General features: G+C 44.8%; 21 protein-coding genes. All 21 read right to left on the reverse strand.

Features of this window, described 5'->3' with window-relative positions; genetic code table 11:
• Nucleotides 1–104 precede the first annotated feature (104 nt).
• On the reverse strand, nt 105–1646 hold the full coding sequence (purF, locus tag BN1209_RS04865) for an amidophosphoribosyltransferase (RefSeq protein WP_045751203.1): 1542 nt from the start codon (nt 1644–1646) through the stop codon (nt 105–107).
• Between the two features lie 106 nt (nt 1647–1752).
• The gene (locus BN1209_RS04870) at nt 1753–2247 is read right to left on the reverse strand and encodes a CvpA family protein (protein WP_045751204.1); all 495 of its coding nucleotides are present in this window, start codon (nt 2245–2247) and stop codon (nt 1753–1755) included.
• Nucleotides 2244–2930 (reverse strand): SPOR domain-containing protein, encoded by a 687-nt coding sequence (locus BN1209_RS04875; RefSeq protein WP_052661094.1) that lies wholly within the window; start codon nt 2928–2930, stop codon nt 2244–2246. Before BN1209_RS04875 ends, BN1209_RS04870 begins: the two co-directional genes overlap by 4 nt.
• Nucleotides 2931–3002: 72 nt before the next feature.
• On the reverse strand, nt 3003–4250 hold the full coding sequence (gene folC, locus BN1209_RS04880; protein WP_320408759.1) for a bifunctional tetrahydrofolate synthase/dihydrofolate synthase: 1248 nt from the start codon (nt 4248–4250) through the stop codon (nt 3003–3005).
• Between the two features lie 38 nt (nt 4251–4288).
• Nucleotides 4289–5155, reverse strand: a complete 867-nt coding sequence (gene accD, locus BN1209_RS04885) for an acetyl-CoA carboxylase, carboxyltransferase subunit beta (protein ID WP_045751205.1) — start codon at nt 5153–5155, stop codon at nt 4289–4291.
• 39 nt (nt 5156–5194) lie between these two features.
• Complete coding sequence (gene trpA / locus BN1209_RS04890; protein ID WP_045751206.1) at nt 5195–5995, reverse strand: tryptophan synthase subunit alpha; 801 nt, start codon at nt 5993–5995, stop codon at nt 5195–5197.
• A gap of 4 nt (nt 5996–5999) precedes the next feature.
• Entirely contained in the window at nt 6000–7202 is a 1203-nt protein-coding gene (trpB, locus tag BN1209_RS04895; RefSeq protein ID WP_045751207.1) for a tryptophan synthase subunit beta, read from the reverse strand.
• On the reverse strand, nt 7189–7812 hold the full coding sequence (locus BN1209_RS04900; protein WP_045751208.1) for a phosphoribosylanthranilate isomerase: 624 nt from the start codon (nt 7810–7812) through the stop codon (nt 7189–7191). Before BN1209_RS04900 ends, trpB begins: the two co-directional genes overlap by 14 nt.
• A gap of 60 nt (nt 7813–7872) precedes the next feature.
• Complete coding sequence (gene truA, locus BN1209_RS04905; RefSeq protein ID WP_045751209.1) at nt 7873–8667, reverse strand: tRNA pseudouridine(38-40) synthase TruA; 795 nt, start codon at nt 8665–8667, stop codon at nt 7873–7875.
• Nucleotides 8664–9353 (reverse strand): CbiQ family ECF transporter T component, encoded by a 690-nt coding sequence (locus tag BN1209_RS04910; RefSeq protein WP_045751210.1) that lies wholly within the window; start codon nt 9351–9353, stop codon nt 8664–8666. Before BN1209_RS04910 ends, truA begins: the two co-directional genes overlap by 4 nt.
• A complete protein-coding gene (locus tag BN1209_RS04915) occupies nt 9353–11359 on the reverse strand; it encodes a type IV pilus assembly protein FimV (RefSeq protein ID WP_171816500.1) in 2007 nt (668 codons plus the stop codon). The genes BN1209_RS04910 and BN1209_RS04915 overlap by 1 nt, the downstream gene beginning before the upstream one ends.
• 106 nt (nt 11360–11465) lie before the next feature.
• On the reverse strand, nt 11466–12578 hold the full coding sequence (asd, locus tag BN1209_RS04920; RefSeq protein WP_045751212.1) for an aspartate-semialdehyde dehydrogenase: 1113 nt from the start codon (nt 12576–12578) through the stop codon (nt 11466–11468).
• A 21-nt stretch (nt 12579–12599) separates the two neighbouring features.
• The gene (leuB, locus tag BN1209_RS04925) at nt 12600–13655 is read right to left on the reverse strand and encodes a 3-isopropylmalate dehydrogenase (protein ID WP_045751213.1); all 1056 of its coding nucleotides are present in this window, start codon (nt 13653–13655) and stop codon (nt 12600–12602) included.
• A 43-nt stretch (nt 13656–13698) separates the two neighbouring features.
• Nucleotides 13699–14337: a 3-isopropylmalate dehydratase small subunit gene (gene leuD / locus BN1209_RS04930; RefSeq protein WP_045751214.1), complete on the reverse strand. Its 639-nt coding sequence runs from the start codon at nt 14335–14337 to the stop codon at nt 13699–13701.
• Nucleotides 14338–14349: 12 nt separating this feature from the next.
• Nucleotides 14350–15771 (reverse strand): 3-isopropylmalate dehydratase large subunit, encoded by a 1422-nt coding sequence (gene leuC, locus BN1209_RS04935; RefSeq protein ID WP_045751215.1) that lies wholly within the window; start codon nt 15769–15771, stop codon nt 14350–14352.
• Nucleotides 15772–15794: 23 nt separating this feature from the next.
• Nucleotides 15795–16289, reverse strand: a complete 495-nt coding sequence (locus BN1209_RS04940) for a YajQ family cyclic di-GMP-binding protein (RefSeq protein WP_045751216.1) — start codon at nt 16287–16289, stop codon at nt 15795–15797.
• Between the two features lie 13 nt (nt 16290–16302).
• Nucleotides 16303–16614 carry a pyrimidine/purine nucleoside phosphorylase gene (gene ppnP, locus BN1209_RS04945; RefSeq protein WP_045751217.1) on the reverse strand — a complete coding sequence of 104 codons (312 nt, stop codon included), beginning with the start codon at nt 16612–16614 and terminating at the stop codon, nt 16303–16305.
• Between the two features lie 47 nt (nt 16615–16661).
• The gene (locus BN1209_RS04950; protein WP_045751218.1) at nt 16662–17885 is read right to left on the reverse strand and encodes an argininosuccinate synthase; all 1224 of its coding nucleotides are present in this window, start codon (nt 17883–17885) and stop codon (nt 16662–16664) included.
• A gap of 148 nt (nt 17886–18033) precedes the next feature.
• A complete protein-coding gene (argF, locus tag BN1209_RS04955; protein ID WP_045751219.1) occupies nt 18034–18951 on the reverse strand; it encodes an ornithine carbamoyltransferase in 918 nt (305 codons plus the stop codon).
• 46 nt (nt 18952–18997) lie between these two features.
• Nucleotides 18998–20179, reverse strand: a complete 1182-nt coding sequence (locus BN1209_RS04960) for an aspartate aminotransferase family protein (RefSeq protein ID WP_045751220.1) — start codon at nt 20177–20179, stop codon at nt 18998–19000.
• Between the two features lie 98 nt (nt 20180–20277).
• Nucleotides 20278–20769, reverse strand: coding sequence for a urate hydroxylase PuuD (locus BN1209_RS04965; RefSeq protein WP_045751221.1), 492 nt, complete (start codon nt 20767–20769; stop codon nt 20278–20280).
• Between the last annotated feature and the right edge of the window lie 281 nt (nt 20770–21050).

Genomic DNA, 21050 nt, shown 5'->3' on the forward strand with positions numbered 1-21050 from the left:
TTTAGCGCCCGCAAGCTGAGTTATGCTTTTAAGCAACTCAAATCAGCGCACCTTCATCCTATCCCTCAAGCAAACGAGCGTCAAGCGAGAGGATTAAGAATCAATTAAACAGCTTCTTCTTCGTGTTCTTTAGCATTCACCAGATTCAAGTCCATTTGCGTAATTGAATTGGCTGGCTTTTTAACCTTCTCACCATCACCGCGTGCTGATTCGATTGCGGTCAAATAAGCTTCATTAATATCGCCCGTAACGTATTGTCCGTCAAAGCATGAGCAATCGAACACTTTAATCTTTGGATTGCTTAGTTGCACAGCAGATACTAAAGCGTCCAAGTCTTGGTAGATTAAGGCGTCTGCGCCAATCTCTTTACAAATCTCTTCATCGGTACGTCCAGTCGCAAGCAACTCATTACGCGTCGGCATATCAATGCCATACACGTTTGGAAAACGCACAGGTGGCGCAGCTGAAGCAAAATAAACCTTGCTAGCACCCGCGTCGCGCGCCATTTGTACAATTTGTTGCGAAGTCGTCCCACGCACAATCGAGTCATCGACCAATAACACGTTCTTACCCTTAAACTCCATCCCAATTGGATTGAGTTTTTGACGCACTGATTTCTTTCGGAGCGCTTGGCCAGGCATAATAAATGTACGGCCAATATAGCGATTCTTAATAAAACCTTCACGATAGGTGACATTCAGTGCATTAGCCAATTGCAACGCACTTGGACGACTGGTATCCGGAATCGGAATTACCACATCAATCTTTAGGTCTTTCCATTCACGCTTAATCTTCTCTGCCAGGCTTTCGCCCATGTGCAAACGTGTTTGATAGACTGATACACCATCAATTAATGAATCTGGACGTGCGAGGTAAACATACTCAAAAATACATGGCGTTAATGCAGCATTTTCAGCACACTGACGTGAATAGAAATTACCCTCCATATCAATAAATACCGCCTCACCAGGCTCAACATCGCGCACCAACTTAAAGCCAAGCACATCAAGCGCGACACTTTCAGAAGCGACGATATATTCGACGCCTTTTTCAGTTTCTAGCTTACCAATCACCAAAGGACGAATACCATGCGGATCACGGAAAGCAAGCAAGCCGAAATTGGCGACCATCGCGACAACCGCGTAAGCGCCTTTAACACGCTTATGAACGCCAGCAACGGCATCAAAAATCATATCTGAGTTCAGTAATGCACTATGGGCAGTTTGTTCAATCTCATGCGCCAACACGTTTAACAACACTTCAGAGTCTGAGTTTGTGTTGATATGACGCAAATCTTGACGGAACATCTCTTGTTTTAATTGTGCAGAGTTGGTCAAGTTACCATTGTGACCAAGCACGATACCAAATGGAGAGTTCACATAAAAAGGCTGCGCTTCGGCTGCAGATGATGAGCCAGCAGTAGGATAACGCACATGCGCAATACCAGCATTACCTTGAAGGCTACGCATATGACGTGTTTGGAACACATCTTGTACAAGGCCGTTATTTTTGTGCATGTAAAAAGTATTGCCATCGCAGGTGACAATCCCTGCCGCATCTTGACCGCGATGCTGTAATACCAACAAACCATCGTAGAGCAACTGGTTGACTGGGTTTTTACCGACAATACCGATAATTCCGCACATTATTTATTTTGCCTTTGTAACTAAAAATTCAATTGTTGACGCACTACTAGGAGCACACTTCAAGCGGACATTCTACAATGAGAATCGCTGACAATTACTACATTATTTAAGAATCAAACTTTACGCGATCCGCGATTGCTTTGGGCATCCAGGGCATAGCACTTAACACCATCGCTTCTAAGGGCGCACTAAACATTGCGCTTCGCCATGCGGTGTCTTTGGGCAGGTCGGTTAAGCCAGACAAAAAGACCATGACTCCAACAATCATGACACCTCTTAGAGTACCAAATACCGCGCCTAATCCACGATCAAGCCAGCTCAAACCCACTTTTTCGAACACCTGTGAAAGTGCAATGGCTAACAAACTACTCACCAACAAAGTGGCCAAAAATAAAATAATAAAACCAGCCAGATACTGCAGGGTTTCTGTGGGAATGGCTTTCGGTAGCAAGGGGGCTAGTTCTAGGGTGTATGTTTTTGCAACAAAAAAAGCGGCTACCCAACCAATGAGTGCAAGCGCCTCACGCACAAAGCCACGCATCACACTAAAAAATATGGATAAGCCAACAATGGCTAAGACAACATAATCAAAAATGGTCATTGATTATTCACCACGATACCGGCTAAACCAATTGATTTTACTTTAGCTAACGCAGTTTCTGCATCCTTTTTCGTGCTAAATGGACCAACCCTTAATCGTATTTTTTTACCTTTTGCCGTGTCAATTAACTCAGTCTGTGACTTCAGCCCTTTATCAGATAGCTGAGCTTGCATTTTCTTCACATTTTCAGGGTCTGAAAAGACGCCGATTTGAATAGAAATACGGGCTGATTCTGATTTGGACTTATCTTCTGTTTTAGCCACAGTTTGAATTGGCTTGGATGTGGGCTCTTCTTTTTTGGATGATTGGACTTCTGGAACAACTGGTGCTGGAAGCTCGACTGGCTTGGCTTGAATAACTGTCGTTTGATTAATAGGCGCCGAACTCTCTGCTGCTTTTTCCTCAACTACAGGCGCATTCGAGGTTGGCGCTGGACTTGCTTGTACAGGTTCAACCTGTTTAAGTGGTTCAGGTTCTGGTTGAGCTTCCTGTTGCTTATCTTGACTAGGAATAGTAATAACAACATCTTCTTTGGGTGTTTGCGCAATCTTGTCTTCAAGCAACATAGGCAATAACACAATCATCAGCAATACAAGCGCTACCGCACCAACTAAGCGCCGTCTAGCGCGCTTTTTGAACTGGATTTCCTGCTCGTTTTGAGATTGCAGGTTATCTTGCGCCATTGTTGATCGTCCTATTATTGAATGTTGCTGTTTGCAAAGCACGCATCACTTCAGCTACTGTGAAAAATGATCCTAATATGATAATTCTATCATTTTCATTAGCATCAATACAGGCTTGCTCGTAGCATTTTTGACCCCATCGAACAATCGAATAACAGCATCAGGCAGCTCTGCATTGACGAGCTGATGAATCGTTAATGCATCGGCGCCTCTGACATGCGAAATTCCTGACACATACCACTCATCAACTTCTCCAGCAATGGCTTGAATCACACCCCTAATATCTTTGTCGGCTAACATTGCGAACACTGCAATGGTTTTGCCTTGTGTGGCCGTATTCTTTAGATTAGCTGCTAATGACTTTGCTGCATGTGGATTATGGGCCACATCCAAAATCACATCTGGCTTAGATGAAAGGTATTGATACCGACCGTGTAATCGCACCGTTAACAAGCCATCGCAAATCGCCTCTTTACTGACTGGCAGCACTGACTGTAACGACTGAATTGCCGTCATCACACAAGAGGCGTTGTATAACTGAAAATCTCCGACTAAGGCCGGCATTGGCAGTGCGTCGAGCGTACATTGAGGACTTGAAAAACGCCAGCAGCTTTGGTCACGCTCAAATTGGAAGTCGTGTTGAATGAGTTTGAGATCAGCGCCAATTCCCTCAGCATAATTAATTAAAGATTGCGGCGGCGACAAGTCTCCACAAATTGCAGGAATATTCGCTCTAAAAATCCCGGCTTTTTCAGCGCCGATTAGCTCACGCGTGTAGCCTAAAAAGTCCATATGATCTAAATCAACACTTGTCACAATAGCGCAACTTGGCTCAAATACATTGACCGCATCTAGACGACCACCCAGACCCACTTCAAGTATCGCAACATCGACATCGGCATTACAAAAGTGCCACATGGCGGCCAAAGTGCCATATTCAAAATAAGTGAGTTGAATTTCCTGACGAGCAGATTCAATCGCTTGAAAAGCGCGAATTAAGGCTTCATTGCTAATTTCATGACGAGCAACACGAATGCGCTCGCTGTAGCGTAATAAGTGGGGAGATGAATAACTGGCAACACGGTAGCCAGCAGCATGGTAAATATGCTCCAACATGGCGCAGGTAGAGCCTTTGCCATTGGTACCAGCAACCGTAATGACAGGGAAGTTGTATTGGAGATTTAATCGTTGTTTGACTTGATTGACCCGCCCCAGCCCCATTTCAATGTCTTTAGGGTGAAGTGCCTCAATATAGGCCAGCCAGTCGTTTAAACTGAAATCAGCATGTATGCCAGACGACAAATCAGGGTGTTCGGGCAATTTAGAGAAGGTATCCGTGAATCATCGCAACCAGTGAATTAAGCTGCGACAGGCAACTTCATTAGGTTTGCAATCAACACAGATAACTTATCACGCATCTCACGACGATCGATAATGAGATCAACAGCCCCGTGCTCCACTAAAAACTCTGCGCGTTGAAAACCGTCAGGCAAGGTTTCACGGACTGTTTGCTCAATAACACGAGGACCAGCAAACCCAATAAGCGCTTGTGGTTCAGCGACAATGATATCGCCTAACATGGCAAAGCTCGCTGAGACGCCGCCCATGGTTGGATCAGTTAATACTGAGATATACGGCAAGCCTGCTTGGCTTAACTTGGTGAGTGCAGCACTGGTTTTTGCCATTTGCATTAAAGAGAACAAGCCTTCTTGCATCCGGGCACCGCCACTAGCTGAAACGCAGATGAATGCTGACTTGCTATCAATCGCAGCTTGAACACCACGCACAAAGCGCTCACCTACTACTGAGCCCATAGAGCCGCCCATAAATTTAAACTCAAAGGAGGCTGCAACAACAGGCACTTGCTTAATGCTGCCTTGCATCACGAGCAAGGCATCGGTCTCACCCACTTCACTTTGTGAGGCTTTAATACGGTCTGCATAACGTTTAGTGTCTTTGAACTTCAATGGATCGATCGGTTGCACTTCTGCGCCAATCTCAATACGACCCTCTTCATCTAACAAAACATTCAAACGATCTCTAGCAGAAATACGATTGTGATAATCACACTTCGGACAGACTTCAGCGTTGGCTTCTAAATCGGTGCGATATAACACTGAGTCACATTTGGGACATTTACTCCAAAGACCCTCAGGCACATTCTTCTTACTTGGGCCAATCACTCGATTAATTTTTGGTGGTAGGATTTTTTGTAACCAACTCATTGCTTATTCCCTTTTCTCGTTAAAACGAGTTTTTCATATTTAATTGGCATCAATGGCGGCACGAAGCTCTGCCGTGAGCGCCATTAAGTTTGCAACTACGTTGTCAGCAGTTGATATTTCCACCTCTTGCACCATACGGCTTCCCACTACCACGGCATCAGCAACACTGGCTACGGCTTTAGCCGTTGCGGCATCACGCACACCAAAGCCAACGCCAATAGGCAAGTCAGTTTGCGATCGAATCGATGCAACGCGATCTGCCACCTCAACAATATCGAGGTTCTTAGAACCAGTCACGCCTTTGAGTGATACATAGTAAATAAAGCCACTTGCTTGGTTCACGATAATATCTACGCGCGCTTTGTCTGTTGTTGGAGATAACAGAAATACAGGGTCAATATCACGGGCTTTCAGCATGGCATTGAATTCAGTCGACTCTTCTGGTGGATAATCAACCGTCAGCATGCCATCAATCCCAGCATCTTTGGCAGCATCCGCAAATTTTTCTATGCCCATGGCTTCAATAGGATTGGCATACCCCATTAAAATGATCGGCGTTCTATCGTCTTGCTGACGAAATTCTTTCACCATGGCAAGCACATGTCTTAAACCAACTTTATGCACGAGCGCACGCTCACTTGCCCGTTGAATGACTGGACCATCTGCCATCGGATCAGAAAAAGGGACACCTAGCTCAATTAAATCAGCGCCGGATTTGACTAAGCCATGCAACATCGCCACGGTTTGATCAGGATGTGGATCACCCGCAGTAATGAATGGAATCAGTGCTTTTTTGCCAAATTGCTTAAGTGTTGCAAAGGTAGTTTGAATACGTGACATAAGATTAAAGGGTAATTCCAGAAAGTTGAGCAACGGTGTTCATGTCTTTGTCACCACGCCCTGAAAGGTTAACCAAGATAATTTGGTCTGGTGACATGGTTTTCGCCAATTTCTCAGCATAAGCAAGTGCGTGACTAGACTCCAAAGCAGGAATAATGCCCTCGGTACGGCACAAACTATGAAATGCGGCCATGGCGTCATCATCGGTAATTGCAACATATTCCGCACGATTAATGTCTTTCAGCCAAGCATGCTCAGGACCAACACCAGGGTAATCCAGACCGGCTGAAACCGAATGTGTTTCGATGATTTGACCGTCTTCATCTTGCATCAAGTAGGTACGATTCCCATGAAGCACACCTACCGCACTGTTTGCAGTGAGAGGCGCAGCATGCTTACCAGTTTCAATACCATGCCCAGCTGCTTCAACCCCGATTAACTTCACGCCTGCTTCATTGATATAGGGATAGAAGATCCCCATTGCGTTTGACCCACCGCCAACGCAAGCAAGCACTGCGTCTGGCTGACGACCCACGATTTCATTCATTTGAATTTTCGCTTCCACGCCAATCACGGCTTGAAAGTCACGGACCATCATTGGGTATGGATGTGGGCCTGCCACAGTTCCAATGATGTAAAACGTATTCTCAATATTCGTCACCCAGTCACGCATCGCTTCATTTAGCGCATCTTTGAGTGTTTTTGAGCCGCTTTCAACAGGCACAACGGTTGCACCTAAAAGCTTCATTCGATAAACATTCGGTGCCTGACGTTTGATGTCCTCAGAGCCCATATACACAACACACTCAAGACCTAAACGAGCCGCAATCGTCGCTGTAGCGACGCCGTGCTGACCTGCGCCAGTTTCAGCAATCACACGTGGCTTACCCATACGCTTAGCGAGCAATGCTTGACCAACCGTATTGTTTACTTTGTGTGCGCCTGTGTGATTTAAATCTTCGCGCTTCAAGTAAATTTGCGCGCCACCGACCTTATCAGACCAGCGTTTTGCGTGATAAATAGGACTTGGACGACCAACAAAATGTTTGAGATCATGCGCAAATTCAGCCAAAAACTCTGGATCATGACGATACTTCTCGTACATTAAACGTAGTTCTTCCAGCGCCTCCACCAATGTTTCAGAGACAAAAATTCCGCCGTAAGGGCCAAAGTGACCACGTTCATCTGGCATATCATATAGTTGCATTACTGACTCCTCGCATGAATGCAGCAATTTTTACTGCATCCTTTATCCCTTTGTTGACTTCAACACCACCACTTACATCGACCGCATAGGGTCGAACTTGTTCAATCGCTACAACAACATTTTCAGCATTCAGCCCACCGGCAAGCACAACTGGCAAAGATAAATTTTTTGGAATTAATGACCAATCAAAGACTAAGCCTGTGCCGCCAGGAACCCCTTCAGAAAAAGCATCCAATAAAAGCGCTTTTGCATCGGCATAATCATGTGCATATTGTACCAAATTTGTGCCGTTTTTAACGCGAATTGCCTTCATATAGGGCCGTGAATATTGACGACATGCAGAAGGGGCTTCATCCCCATGAAATTGAAGTATATCCAGCTTGACTGATGCAAGCACTTCTTGAATAAATACCGACTCAGCATCCACAAAAAGACCCACCACTGAAACGAAAGCTGGCACTGCAGAAGCAATTTCAGACGCTTGCGCGATACTGACGTTGCGCGGACTCTTGGCATAAAATACCAAGCCAATCGCATCCGCACCCTGTTTAACGGCTTCAAGCGCATCTTCGACGCGGGTGATCCCACAAATTTTTACACGAGTTCGCACAGATAAAAGAATTTAATATAAAGACCATAGCGTAACTGAAAGCTGTAAAACTGTCACAGCTTAGTTAGCGCTTGCGCTAAAAAACTGGATGTATCGACGAGTTGTCGGCAAGCCCCAATGCGCTTCATAACCAACACCTGTCAAATACAAACCATCCGGCGAAAAAGTTGGTGGTGACTTGGTACGGTCACACTGCGCTAACAAGGACTGGATTTGAATTGGCTTAAGACTACCTTTACCGACATAAACCAAAGCACCCACCATATTACGCACTTGATGATGGAGGAAAGCATTGCCCGAAAAATCAAACACGATGCAATCACCGTGCCTATTAACTTCTGCTTGATACAGCGTTCTGATAGGCGATTTTGCTTGGCATTCAGAGGCCCGAAAAGCACTAAAGTCATGCTCCCCCTCTAAAAATTTTGCACCCTCCGCCATTTTTTCTACATCAAGCGGCAAGTGAAACCAACTGGCTTTATTGGCCATCACCGCAGAGGCTACCGGCGCATTATATAAAATGAATTGATAATCTCGACGCCTTGCAGAAAAGCGTGCATGAAAATCATCTGGCACGACTTTCGCCCAAAGTACACGCACAGTCAGCGGTAAATTAGCATTAATACCTCGCACCCACGCACTAAGTGGACGTTCTGTTTGGGTGTCAAAATGCACTACTTGGCATAATGCATGCACACCAGTGTCTGTTCGCCCGGCAGCGATAATCCCAACCTCGTGCCCCGCCATAGTAGACAAAGCTTGCTCAAGGCGATTTTGGACACCACAACCTTCAGGTTGCGTTTGCCAACCACAAAAATGATAACCGTCGTATTCAATGGCCAGGGCTATTCTCATAAAAAGTAAGCAGCCAAGATTAATAATGAAGCGAAACCAATATAATCAAGTAAAGAAAAGCCTGTGTTTTCCAAACGAATCACTTCTGACGACGAAGTAAACTCAGCATCATTTAACAGCATACTGAGTCTCTGCTGCCAACCCAAGCCTGAATATTGGATGTGCTTTTGATCCTTTGTCTGCTCCATATACTGCAAAGTCAGATAAAGTCTTGCTGTAAAACGCTCAGGCGAAAGATTCAGCACCTTAAACGGCAGGGTCAATAGGTAAATACCCACCATTAATTTTTCCCGCGTAGTCGTCGCCATCAACATGCTCACACCAGCCAACATCAAAGAAATTCTGAGAAGCTGTATAAAGCCTTCACGCAACCCTTCATAAGTGGGAGAGAGATCGATTGGCCAACCTCTCAAGTATTCACCAGGTGTGGTGAACGCATAAATAAAAAATACCGAAAGAAAGAGCCATCGCATGCGCTTCATCATGCCAAAAAAATGCTTGACTCGAAAATAAACTAATACGAACAAACTGATTACAGAACAGACTATCAACATATTCGGTGTAAATTGTGGAATAAGTATTGCCATGATGATCAGCGCAAATATTTTGACTGCGGGATGCAATCCATGACACTTGAATAAAAAAGCCGGACTAAATCGCCCGGCTGATTTGATTTGACGGTCCATTAGAACAAACTCTCGATTAGCGCTTGCGCCCGAGCACGTTGTTCAGGACCACCCTCTTTGACAGCCTCAGCCAATAAAGCCAAAGCACCCTCTTTATCCTCCATATCAATATAAGCAGCAGCTAACTCAAGCTTAGTGGCAACATCAGCCGACTCTTCATTACTCGTTTTACTTTCTTTGCTGGGTTTATTCACAGATTTTGATTTTGGTGTCGATGCTTGAGTCGCGCTCTTAAGCGATTTCGGCTTTGTATCAATCTTCAACATGTTTGAAAAATCGCCATTAAACGCATCGGGAATAGGCGCTGCTTGAAGCGCTGAAGCATCCAACGACGGCAGCGCTTCAAAATCCAAACTGATTTCCGTCAAATCCATTTCAAGGGGTTTATTTGCAGGCGTTTCAACCTTCTCATCACTAGAAAGATCATGGATCATCTCATCGTACTGTTCAGGTGACTTCTGAATTGCATCGCTTAGAATGTCTTCCGCTTGAGCTTGACGTCCATCCGCAAGCAAAACCTCAGCCTCAGCAATCTGGTCAACCTCATGGGTATCAATCAAAGAAGGACCTGATGCGGAAAAATCATTCAACAACATTGCAGAATCAGTGTTATTTTCTGCAATCGTCTGTGTAAACGTTTTGCCATGGTCAGTCACTGAATCTTTGAGCGATAAAGCGCGCTGACTCTTTCGTCTGTTTAACCAAAGTAATGAAAGAAATAAGGCAATAAGGGCTCCCGATACAGCGAATACGACTGGATCAACCTCTGATAAATCATGGGGAAATTGAATACTATTGGTTTGAGCATGCTCCGCATTGTTTTGAACATCAGCTAAATGCTTATTTTTAAGCACCAATAGTTGCTTCATATCAGCTATTTGTTTCTGAAGCGCAGCAGCCTTTTCATCCGTCTCTTTAATCTCATTAGCTTTGGCCGCTATATCGTCTTGGATGGTTGTGGCGGTTTGTCCTGAAGAACTTGCATCAGGTTGAGAGTCAGGGCCCTTCGACTTTGATTGATCCGTTTCTGTTTTCTCCAGCTTAATCACGTCACGTGTACCTTCTGAAACAAGCACGGCTTTGTCTTCGGCGTTAGTGATTATTTTTCCGCCGTTTTGCTGAATTGTTGACTGTTCAGCGGTTTCGGAATGCGACACAGTATCTGCTAGTTTGGTTGTATAGGCGTTCCAATTTGAAACCTGAGCATGAACCTCAGCCCTTGCTTCAGTTTTGCTAATTGCCTGCAAAGTTTCTGCGCTCGGAATGTTCAGGATTTGACCAACTTTCAGACGATTCATATTGCCATCAATGAACGCTGAGGGATTTGCTTTAAAAACGCCAAGCAACAATTGGTCTAGATTGACATCTTGAACTTGAAACCGGCCAACAACAGCACTTAACGTATCTCCTTTAACTGTCGTCACCGATTGACCATCCAATGACAAATCTTTTAATTTTTGGGAGTTTGCAAGATGACCTGAAGAATGACGAGTGCTACTTTTTGAAGCAGGCTGTTTTACATTTGCTAAAGTCTCTTTTACCTTTGATGGATCAGATAGCGACTTTGGAGTATCGACAATTGGCGTTGCAATGTTAGTTGTGGAGTATTCTGAGGGGTCAAGCAACAATGTGTACTCACGCGATAACTGGCCATCGCTCCAGGACAATTGAATTAGCATATCTAAAAATGGATCCGTTACCGCTTGAGCAGTCGTCAATTGGATAACAAGCGAACCGTCGGATTTTTTAATAATGCTAGTTTTGATATTTTGCTGAATCGCAGTTTTATCAATTCCTTGCGCCTGGTATTGCTCGGATGACGCAAGATCAGCCGTTAATGTTGTCATTTCTACAGAAGAGACTGATAACAACTCAATCTCTGCATGAAGAGGCTCACCAAGCGATGAAAAAACATTCAATTTACCTAATCCTGTGGCGAAAACAGTCAAGGGAATGAGGGCAATCAGAAGCGCCATGCAAGCTTGCTTAATGATTGATTTTTTCACAAGTTTACTCATTATTATTTAGCCCATTATACTCAACAAATGCACAAAAAACGATTAAAAATAACATCTTATCAAACGCCTCGCAAGCTGAGCGCAAGGTGACATATTATGACTTGACCAAAATGTCTAGCATACGGCGAAGTGGTTCAGCCGCGCCCCATAACAGTTGGTCGCCAACTGTAAAGGCTGACAAGTATTCACCCCCCATTCCCATTTTACGCAAACGGCCAACTGGCGTGGTGAGCGTGCCGGTCACGGCTGCAGGTGTCAGCAACTTCATGCTTGCTTCACGCTCATTAGGGATCACTTTCGCCCATTGGTTGGCTTTCGCCAACATATCGTTGATTTCATCTAAAGGCACATCTTTTGTCAGCTTAATAGTGAGCGCTTGAGAATGGCAACGCATGGCACCAATACGCACACACAAGCCATCAATCACGATAGGGTTCGCTTCTAGACCAAGAATTTTATTGGTCTCAGCACCACCTTTCCACTCTTCTTTGCTTTGACCATTACCTAGATCTTTATCGATCCAAGGAATCAAGCTACCAGCCAATGGCACCCCGAAGTGTGCTGTAGGGTAAGCATCGTCACGCAAAGTTGCCGCGACAGTCCGGTCAATATCTAAAATGGCCGACGCTGGATCAGCGAGTAAGCTAGAAACAGCTTGGTTTGCCGCGCCCATTTGCTTGAGTAATTCACGCATATTTTGTGCGCCAGCGCCAGAAGCCGCTTGATAAGTCATGGACGTTGCCCATTCCACCAAGTTTTCTATGAAGAGGCCGTTCAATGCCATCAACATCAATGAAACGGTACAGTTACCACCCACCCAGTTTTTACCACCCTTTTGCATCGCATCTTTAATGACGTGCATATTGACTGGGTCAAGAATAATGACAGTATCATCTTCCATACGTAAGGTTGAAGCTGCATCAATCCAATGGCCATTCCAACCTTCACCACGGAGCTTAGGAAACACCTCACTGGTGTAATCGCCACCCTGGCATGAAACAATCACATCCATATGCTTGAGTTCAGCGATATTTTTAGCGTCTTTTAATGGTGGCGTATCTTTACCAACATTTGGACCAGCACCACCCACTTGTGAGGTGGTGAAAAACTGCGGTTCAATATTCGCAAAGTCATTCTCTTCCAACATACGTTGCATGAGCACTGAGCCCACCATACCGCGCCAACCAATAAAGCCAACTTTTAACATTTTCTTGTTTTCCTAAATCTTTTATAAAGCAGCAACTACCGCGTCACCCATTTCGCTACATTTCACTTTTTTAGTACCTTCAGTGTAAATGTCAGCGGTACGATAGCCTTGCGCCAAAGCTTTCTTCACTGCATCTTCAATACGTGTGGCGTTCATTTCATCGTTGAAGCTATAACGAAGCATCATTGCGGCTGAAAGAATAGTTGCCAGCGGATTTGCAATATCTTGATTAGCGATGTCTGGTGCAGAGCCATGGCTAGGCTCGTACATACCTTTATTGTTCGCATCTAAAGATGCAGAAGGCAACATGCCGATAGAGCCTGTCAACATTGAAGCTTCATCAGATAAGATGTCGCCAAAAATATTACCCGTCACCATCACGTCAAATTGCTTAGGCGCCCGAATTAATTGCATCGCAGCGTTATCCACATACATGTGGCTCAACTCAACTTCTGGATATTCTTTAGAAATTTCAATCATGACTTGACGCCATAACTCAGTCGTCTCAAGCACATTCGCTTTATCGACTGAACAAACTTTTTTATTGCGCTTCATTGCGATACTGAACGCCACATGACCAATACGGCGGATTTCAGATTCAGAATAGCGCATGGTATTCACTCCTTCGCGCTCGCCATTTGGCAAGGTTGAAATGCCACGAGGTTGACCGAAGTAAATATCCCCCGTTAACTCACGCACTATCATAATATCTAAACCAGCCACCACTTCTGGTTTCAAAGTAGACGCTGACGCTAGTTCTGGGTAAAGCAATGCAGGACGTAGATTTGCGAACAAATTAAGTTCTTTACGAATACGCAACAAACCACGCTCAGGACGCATATCCCGTGGCAAGGAATCATATTTCCAGTCACCCACAGCACCGAGCAATACCGCATCAGACTCTTTAGCCAATTTTAATGTATCAGCAGGAAGTGGATCACCAGCAGCCTCGTAACCAGCACCGCCGATGGGCGCTTCTTTCATTTCAAGTCCAATGTTTAAGGCATTTAAAACCTTAACAGCTTGAGCAACGATTTCTGGACCGATGCCATCACCTGGCAGAACTGCAATCTTCATCTAAAATCCTAACAAATACAAATATACGATTGATAAATATAATTTAATTAAAAAGCCAAGGTTGTGCAGCTTGATGCTTTGTTTCAAACGCCTTAATCGCATCTTGATGTTGCATGGTCAAACCAATGTCATCTAAGCCATTCAATAAGCAATGCTTACGGAAAGCATCCACATCAAACTTATAAGACTTGCCGTTTGGCGAAGTGATGCTTTGTTCGCTCAAGTCGATGTTGAGTTTATAGCCTTCTGATGCTTCTGTTTCTTTGAACAAAGCATCGACATCATCTGCAGAGAGCACGATAGGCAACATGCCATTCTTGAAGCAGTTATTATAGAAAATGTCAGCGAAACTAGGGGCGATAATGACACGAAATCCATAATCTTCAAGCGCCCAAGGTGCGTGTTCACGGCTAGAACCACAGCCGAAGTTTTCACGCGCCAATAAAATAGAAGCACCTTGGTAACGTGGCTTATTAAGAACGAAATCCGGGTTGATTTTGCGCTGACTGTTATCCATACCTGGCTCGCCATGGTCTAAATAACGCCATTCATCAAAAGCATTGGGGCCAAAACCGCTACGCTTAATCGACTTTAAAAACTGTTTAGGAATAATCGCATCCGTGTCGACATTTGCTCTATCGAGCGGAACAACCAAACCGTTTAATTGGGTAAATGCTTGCATCGTATTAATCTCTTATTTTGTAGCAAAGGTACGGACATCAACGAAATGTCCAGCAATCGCAGCGGCGGCGGCCATCTCAGGACTTACCAAATGTGTTCTACCACCCAAGCCTTGACGACCTTCAAAGTTACGGTTAGAAGTTGATGCACAGCGCTCACCTGACTCAAGACGGTCGGCATTCATCGCCAAGCACATTGAGCACCCTGGCTCACGCCATTCAAAGCCAGCCTCTTTAAATACTTTATCTAGGCCTTCAGCTTCTGCTTGGGCTTTCACCAAGCCAGAACCTGGCACAACCAAAGCCAACTTAACATTTCCAGCAATTTTCTTGCCTTTAGCAACATTCGCTGCGGCACGTAAATCCTCAATACGGGAGTTGGTACAAGAACCAATAAATACTTTATCGATGTTAATTGCACTCATTGGTGTATTCGCTTCCAAACCCATATATTGCAAGGCACGCTCCATGCTGCCTTTTTTGGTCGCATCGTCTTCTTTAGCTGGATCTGGCACCTTGCCATCAATCCCCACCACCATTTCAGGTGAGGTACCCCAAGTCACTTGCGGCTGAATATCGTCGCCATTTAAGGTCACTGTTGCATCAAACTCAGCGCCATCATCGCTCACCAATGTGCGCCAGTAAGCTACCGCAGCATCCCACTGGTCTGCTTTCGGTGCATAAGGACGGCCTTTTACGTAATTGATCGTCGCATCATCAACCGCCACCATTCCAGCACGTGCGCCAGCTTCAATCGCCATATTACAAAGCGTCATGCGGCCTTCCATCGTCAAAGCACGAATAACACTACCGCCAAACTCAATCGCGTAACCTGTTCCGCCTGCAGTACCAATCTTACCGATAATCGCTAGTGCCACATCTTTAGCTGTCACGCCTTTACCTAGCTTGCCATCAACACGCACAAGCATAGATTTAGACTTTTTCTGCACTAAACATTGGGTCGCCATGACGTGCTCAACTTCGGATGTCCCAATGCCATGTGCCAAAGCACCAAACGCACCATGTGTGCTAGTGTGAGAGTCACCGCATACAACTGTCATCCCTGGCAATGTTGCGCCCTGCTCCGGGCCCATGACGTGAACAATACCTTGGCCTTTATCCATGAAAGGAAAGTAAGCTTTAGCGCCGAACTCTTTGATATTGCTATCAAGCGTTTCGATTTGAATACGGGAAATAGGATCAGCAATACCGTCCAATCCTTTTTCCCAGCCATTCGTTGGGGTATTGTGGTCAGCAGTCGCCACAATAGAGTCTTTACGCCATGGCTTACGGCCTGCTAGGCGCAAGCCTTCAAAAGCTTGGGGGCTGGTCACTTCATGGACCAAATGACGGTCAATATAAATCAGCGCAGTGCCGTTTTCTTCGGTCACCACATGGGAATCAAACAACTTGTCGTAAAGGGTTTTCGCGCTCATTCGGCTTCTAACAATATAAAAATTTAATCTCTAAAATTACCAAACTGCAAAGGGAAGTCGGTCACGGATTTCTTCACTTGGGCAATGGTGTCTTGCAATACATCACGCTTAGCACCTACCACGCGCACTGTGTCGCCTTGAATACTTGCTTGCACTTTAACGCCACTGTCTTTAATCAGCTTCACGATGCGTTTAGCCAGCTCACTATCAATGCCATCTTTAATCTTCAGCACTTGTTTTACTATATTGCCTGAAATTTTCTGAACATCCTGATGGTCAAGGCGTTTGGCACTGTCGGCCTCTTTTTTTTCCATCGCAGGCAATAAAATGTCTTTGATTTGATCTAATTGAAAATCAGAGTCGCCAAACAAAGTCATCAAGCTGTCTTTCTCGTTAAGTTCCACGTTAGCGCTTGTGCCTTTAAAGTCGTAGCGATTAGTAATGCTTCGACTCACCACATCGATCGCATTTTTCAATGCGACCATATCAACTTCAGACGTAATATCAAAAGATGGCATATCGACCTCTTAATTATTCAAAATGACAGACGTAATCGAGTGTTTCAAGCACTTCAATATCAAATGATGAATTGCCTGGTACGGTGAATTTTTCACCAGCGCTGTAGGTTTTCCAATCAGTTTCGCCAGCAAGACGTACTTTGCATACGCCCAAATTAATTTCCATCAACTCTGGCGCTTGGGTATTAAATGTCAGTGAACTTGGGAAAATCACACCGATGGTGCTACGCGTTCCATTGGGAAATAAAACCGTATGGCTAACGCATTTACCATCGAAGTAGACATTTGCTTTTCTTTTAACGCTTACATTATCAAATTGCGCCATGATATTTTCCTTTTAAATGAATGGGTCTTGCTTTAATTAGTCGATTTTTATTGCTTCTTTTGTTTCAGGTTCGCAGCAATTCGTAGTCTTAAAGCATTTAACTTAATGAAGCCAGCAGCATCTTTTTGGTCGTAAGCCCCTTTGTCATCCTCAAACGTTGCGATGGTTGAATCAAACAGAGAGTCTGTTTTGGAGTCACGGCCAGCAACAATGACATTACCTTTATAAAGCTTCAAGCGCACCCAACCATTGACTGTCTTTTGCGTATGGTCGATGAGGGTTTGAAGCGCTAAACGCTCAGGACTCCACCAATAGCCGTTATAAATCATGCTGGCGTAGCGCGGCATTAAATCATCTTTCAAATGGGCGACTTCGCGATCTAGTGTGATGGATTCAATTGCACGGTGAGCCTTAAGTAATATTGTGCCACCTGGCGTTTCATAGCAGCCGCGTGACTTCATGCCCACATAACGATTCTCAACTAAATCCAAACGGCCAATACCGTGTTTGCCACCCACTTTGTTAAGATGCGCTAAGATTTCATGCGCTTTCATTGGTTGTCCATTGAGCGCAACTGGATCCCCATTCACGTATTCAATGTCAATATATTCTGCAGCATCTGGTGCCTTTTCTGGGGATACCGTCCAGCGCCACATATCTTCTTCAGCCTCTGCCGCTGGATTTTCTAAATGACGACCTTCATAAGAGATGTGCAACAAGTTCGCATCCATACTGTATGGACTGCCCCCTTGCTTGTGTTTCATTTCAACTGGAATACCGTGCTTTTCTGCATAAGCCAAAAGCTTTTCACGTGAAAGCAAATCCCACTCACGCCATGGGGCAATAATGTGAATATTGGGTTTTAATGCGTAAGCACCAAGCTCAAAACGCACTTGGTCGTTACCCTTGCCAGTCGCGCCGTGAGAAATCGCATCCGCACCTGTCTCATTCGCAATTTCAATCAAGCGTTTAGCAATCAATGGGCGTGCGATTGACGTGCCAAGCAAGTATTCGCCTTCATAAACCGTGTTGGCACGAAACATTGGGAATACAAAGTCGCGCACAAACTCTTCACGCACGTCATCAATGTAAATCTCTTTAACGCCGGCGGCTTGTGCTTTGGCGCGCGCTGGCTCCAACTCTTCACCCTGACCCAAGTCAGCGGTAAATGTCACCACTTCACATTTGTATTCATCTTGAAGCCATTTCAAGATGACTGAAGTGTCAAGACCACCTGAATACGCCAACACTACTTTTTTAATATCGCTCATTACTTCTTTCCCAATCTCAATAATTACTTAACTTTTCCCAACAAAAGGTACTCCATGAATGCCTTTTGAACATGCAGATGCTTTTGGTTTCGGCCGTTCGCTTTGCTCACTTAACCTAAAGGTTAACCTACACCGAAATAGCTTCCAGCTATTTTACTTTTCCTAACAAAAGGTACTCCATGAGTGCCTTTTGAACATGCAATCTATTTTCAGCCTCATCCCAAACCACTGAATGTTTGCCATCTATCACCTCAGCAGAAACTTCCTCACCGCGATGCGCTGGTAAGCAATGCATGAACAATGCATCCTCTTTCGCCACACGCATCATATCTGCATCAACCTGCCAATCGGCAAAGTCACGCATACGTTCTTCGTTTTCAGCTTCAAAGCCCATGGAGGTCCAAACGTCCGTCGTTACTAAATCAGCGCCACGGGCTGCTTCCATCGGATCGGCAAACTCTTCGTAATGGCTATCGCCGTACAAATTGGCACGCTCAGGTTCGACTTCGTAGCCTGGTGGCGTTGAAACATGCACATTGAAGTCCAGCATTTCGGCCGCTTGCAACCAGGTATTACAAACATTGTTTGAATCACCAATCCAAGCAACCGTCTTACCTTTAATTGGGCCACGGTGTTCAATAAAGGTGAAAATATCTGCCAAAATTTGGCAAGGGTGATATTCATTGGTTAAGCCGTTAATTACCGGCACGCGTGAGTTCGCCGCAAAGCGCTCAATAATGTCCTGCTCAAAGGTACGAATCATCACGATGTCGCTCATCCGAGAAATGACTTGTGCGGCATCTTCCACCGGCTCGCCACGACCCAATTGTGAATCACGCGTATTCAAATAAATCGCTGAACCGCCTAATTGCTGCATACCCGCTTCAAACGATAGACGTGTTCGAGTGCTTGCCTTCTCAAATATCATCACCAAAGTGCGGTCTGAAAGCGGCCAGTATTGTTGATAGGCTTTGAATTGAGCCTTAATCCAACGAGTACGCTCAAAAATATGATTGAGTTCGTCTGTTGTTAAGTCGTTAAATTGTAAAAAGTGTTTGATTGTCATGATGTTGACCAAAAAATTGGACGTTTAAACCATTAATTTAAAAATATTATTCACTCAAAAACTGCTTAATGATCTTGCTTAAGATTGCCACTAATTGCTCTGCTTCGCTTTGATTGATGACTAATGGAGGTAACAAGCGAATCACTTTGTCAGCAGTGACGTTAATGAGCAATCTCTCAGCCAAAGCACGCTTCACTAGATCACCACAAGGGCGATCCAATTCAACACCAATCATCAAGCCTGCATTTCTAATGACCACAACCCCAGCGACACCTTTTAATGCGGCACGCAAGCCGTTACAGATCACATCACCCATTGCCTCAGTATTGGCACGTAAGTTCTCTTCTTCAATAATTTGTAGGGTTGCAATACCTGCTGCAGCTGCGAGTGGATTGCCGCCAAAAGTAGAGCCATGCTTGCCATAAGTAAAGGTTTCCGCAGCAATACCTCTCGCAACACAAGCCCCTATTGGCACCCCTGAGCCTAAACCCTTAGCCAAAGACATGACATCCGGTAGGATATTGGTGTGTTGAAACGCAAACCATGTACCAGTGCGGCCAATGCCTGTTTGCACCTCATCAACCATCAGCAACCAGCCATTGTCATCACAGATCTTACGTAACTGCTCTAAGTAGCCAGAAGCGTCGTGCGGGATATTAATGCCGCCTTCCCCCTGCACTGGCTCAACCAAAATCGCCACTACGTTCTTGTTATGCGCCGCTACTTGGCGCACAGCTTCAACATCATCATACGGCACACGTACAAAACCACTGACTAGCGGTTCAAAACCTGCTTGTGTTTTGCGGTTGCCTGTTGCTGATAGCGTGGCTAAAGTGCGGCCGTGGAATGACTTTTCCATGACAATGATTTCTGGGCTTTTGATGCCTTTATTATGACCATATAGCCTTGCTAATTTGATTGATGCTTCATTCGCTTCACAGCCTGAGTTACAGAAAAATACTTTGTCCATGCCAGAAATTTCACAAAGCTTGTCTGCAAGACGCGATTGTTCATTGATGTTGTAAACGTTAGACACGTGAATCAGCTTTGCTGCTTGTTCGCTGATCGCCTTCACTAGTTTAGGATGGGCATGACCAAGACCATTGACGGCAACACCAGCCAACGCATCCAGATAGCGATTGCCCGCTGGATCAAATAGCCAAACGCCCTCGCCTTTTACAAAGCAAACAGGCTGACGTGCATAGGTGTTCATTAAATGTTGTGACATATCACCTTACTCAATATTTCAAAGAATCAAGCAACCATGGTTGCAGTATAAAAATGAAAAAGGCGGCTTAAGCCGCCGATTCCAGCTTGCATATAAAATTACAGGCCGATAACTGCCTTGTGCGAGAGACCGTTGGCCATAAAAAACAACATCGGCACAGAAAGCATCATATTAGTGCGTGAGGCCAAAAACGCCACGCGACGCGCCTTGACTTTTTCATCATCAGTCGCAGAAACCATGCCCAAAATCTTTTGTTGATTTGGCCAAATTAGTACCCAAACATTTAATAACATAATCGTGCCTAACCACGCACCGATCCCAATACCAGTGTATCCAGCCTGCAAACCAAAAGCAGCGCTAAAGCTAGGTCCAAGCAAAGCTGCGCCCATCAACCAAGTCGCGACCGCAGACCAGCGAAACCAAAGTAAAGCACGAGGCGCAATATGCTTTGAAATGCCAGCTGACGTGCCATCAGCAGCAGCGTCTTTCATTGCAGGTACTTGCACCAAATTAAAATAATAAAGCAGACCAATCCAAGTGATGCCTGCCATGATGTGTAACCATCGGAAAATACCCATTGAAAATTCCATGATTTACACCCCCGCCAGCACAAAGTGTTTGATAAACGCATAGAGTACAAACGTAAGAATCAAACCAGAAATGATCGTACCTAAAATTGAATCTAGTGGATTTTTCATTCATTTGCTCCTTGAGCATAAGAAATTGTTTTGCAAGTAAGGTATCAAGATTATCTCAAAAGCGCTTTTTAGGCAAGAATTGAGGGCTTTTTGAGGCCGATTATGCTGCTTTTAAGTCGCTGAAACTTATTCTAAATTTGCCTGACTTAAATCAAGACTGATAAATGCTTTCA

Origin of the sequence: Candidatus Methylopumilus turicensis (assembly GCF_000953015.1) — a bacterium.
Classification (GTDB): domain Bacteria; phylum Pseudomonadota; class Gammaproteobacteria; order Burkholderiales; family Methylophilaceae; genus Methylopumilus_A; species Methylopumilus_A turicensis.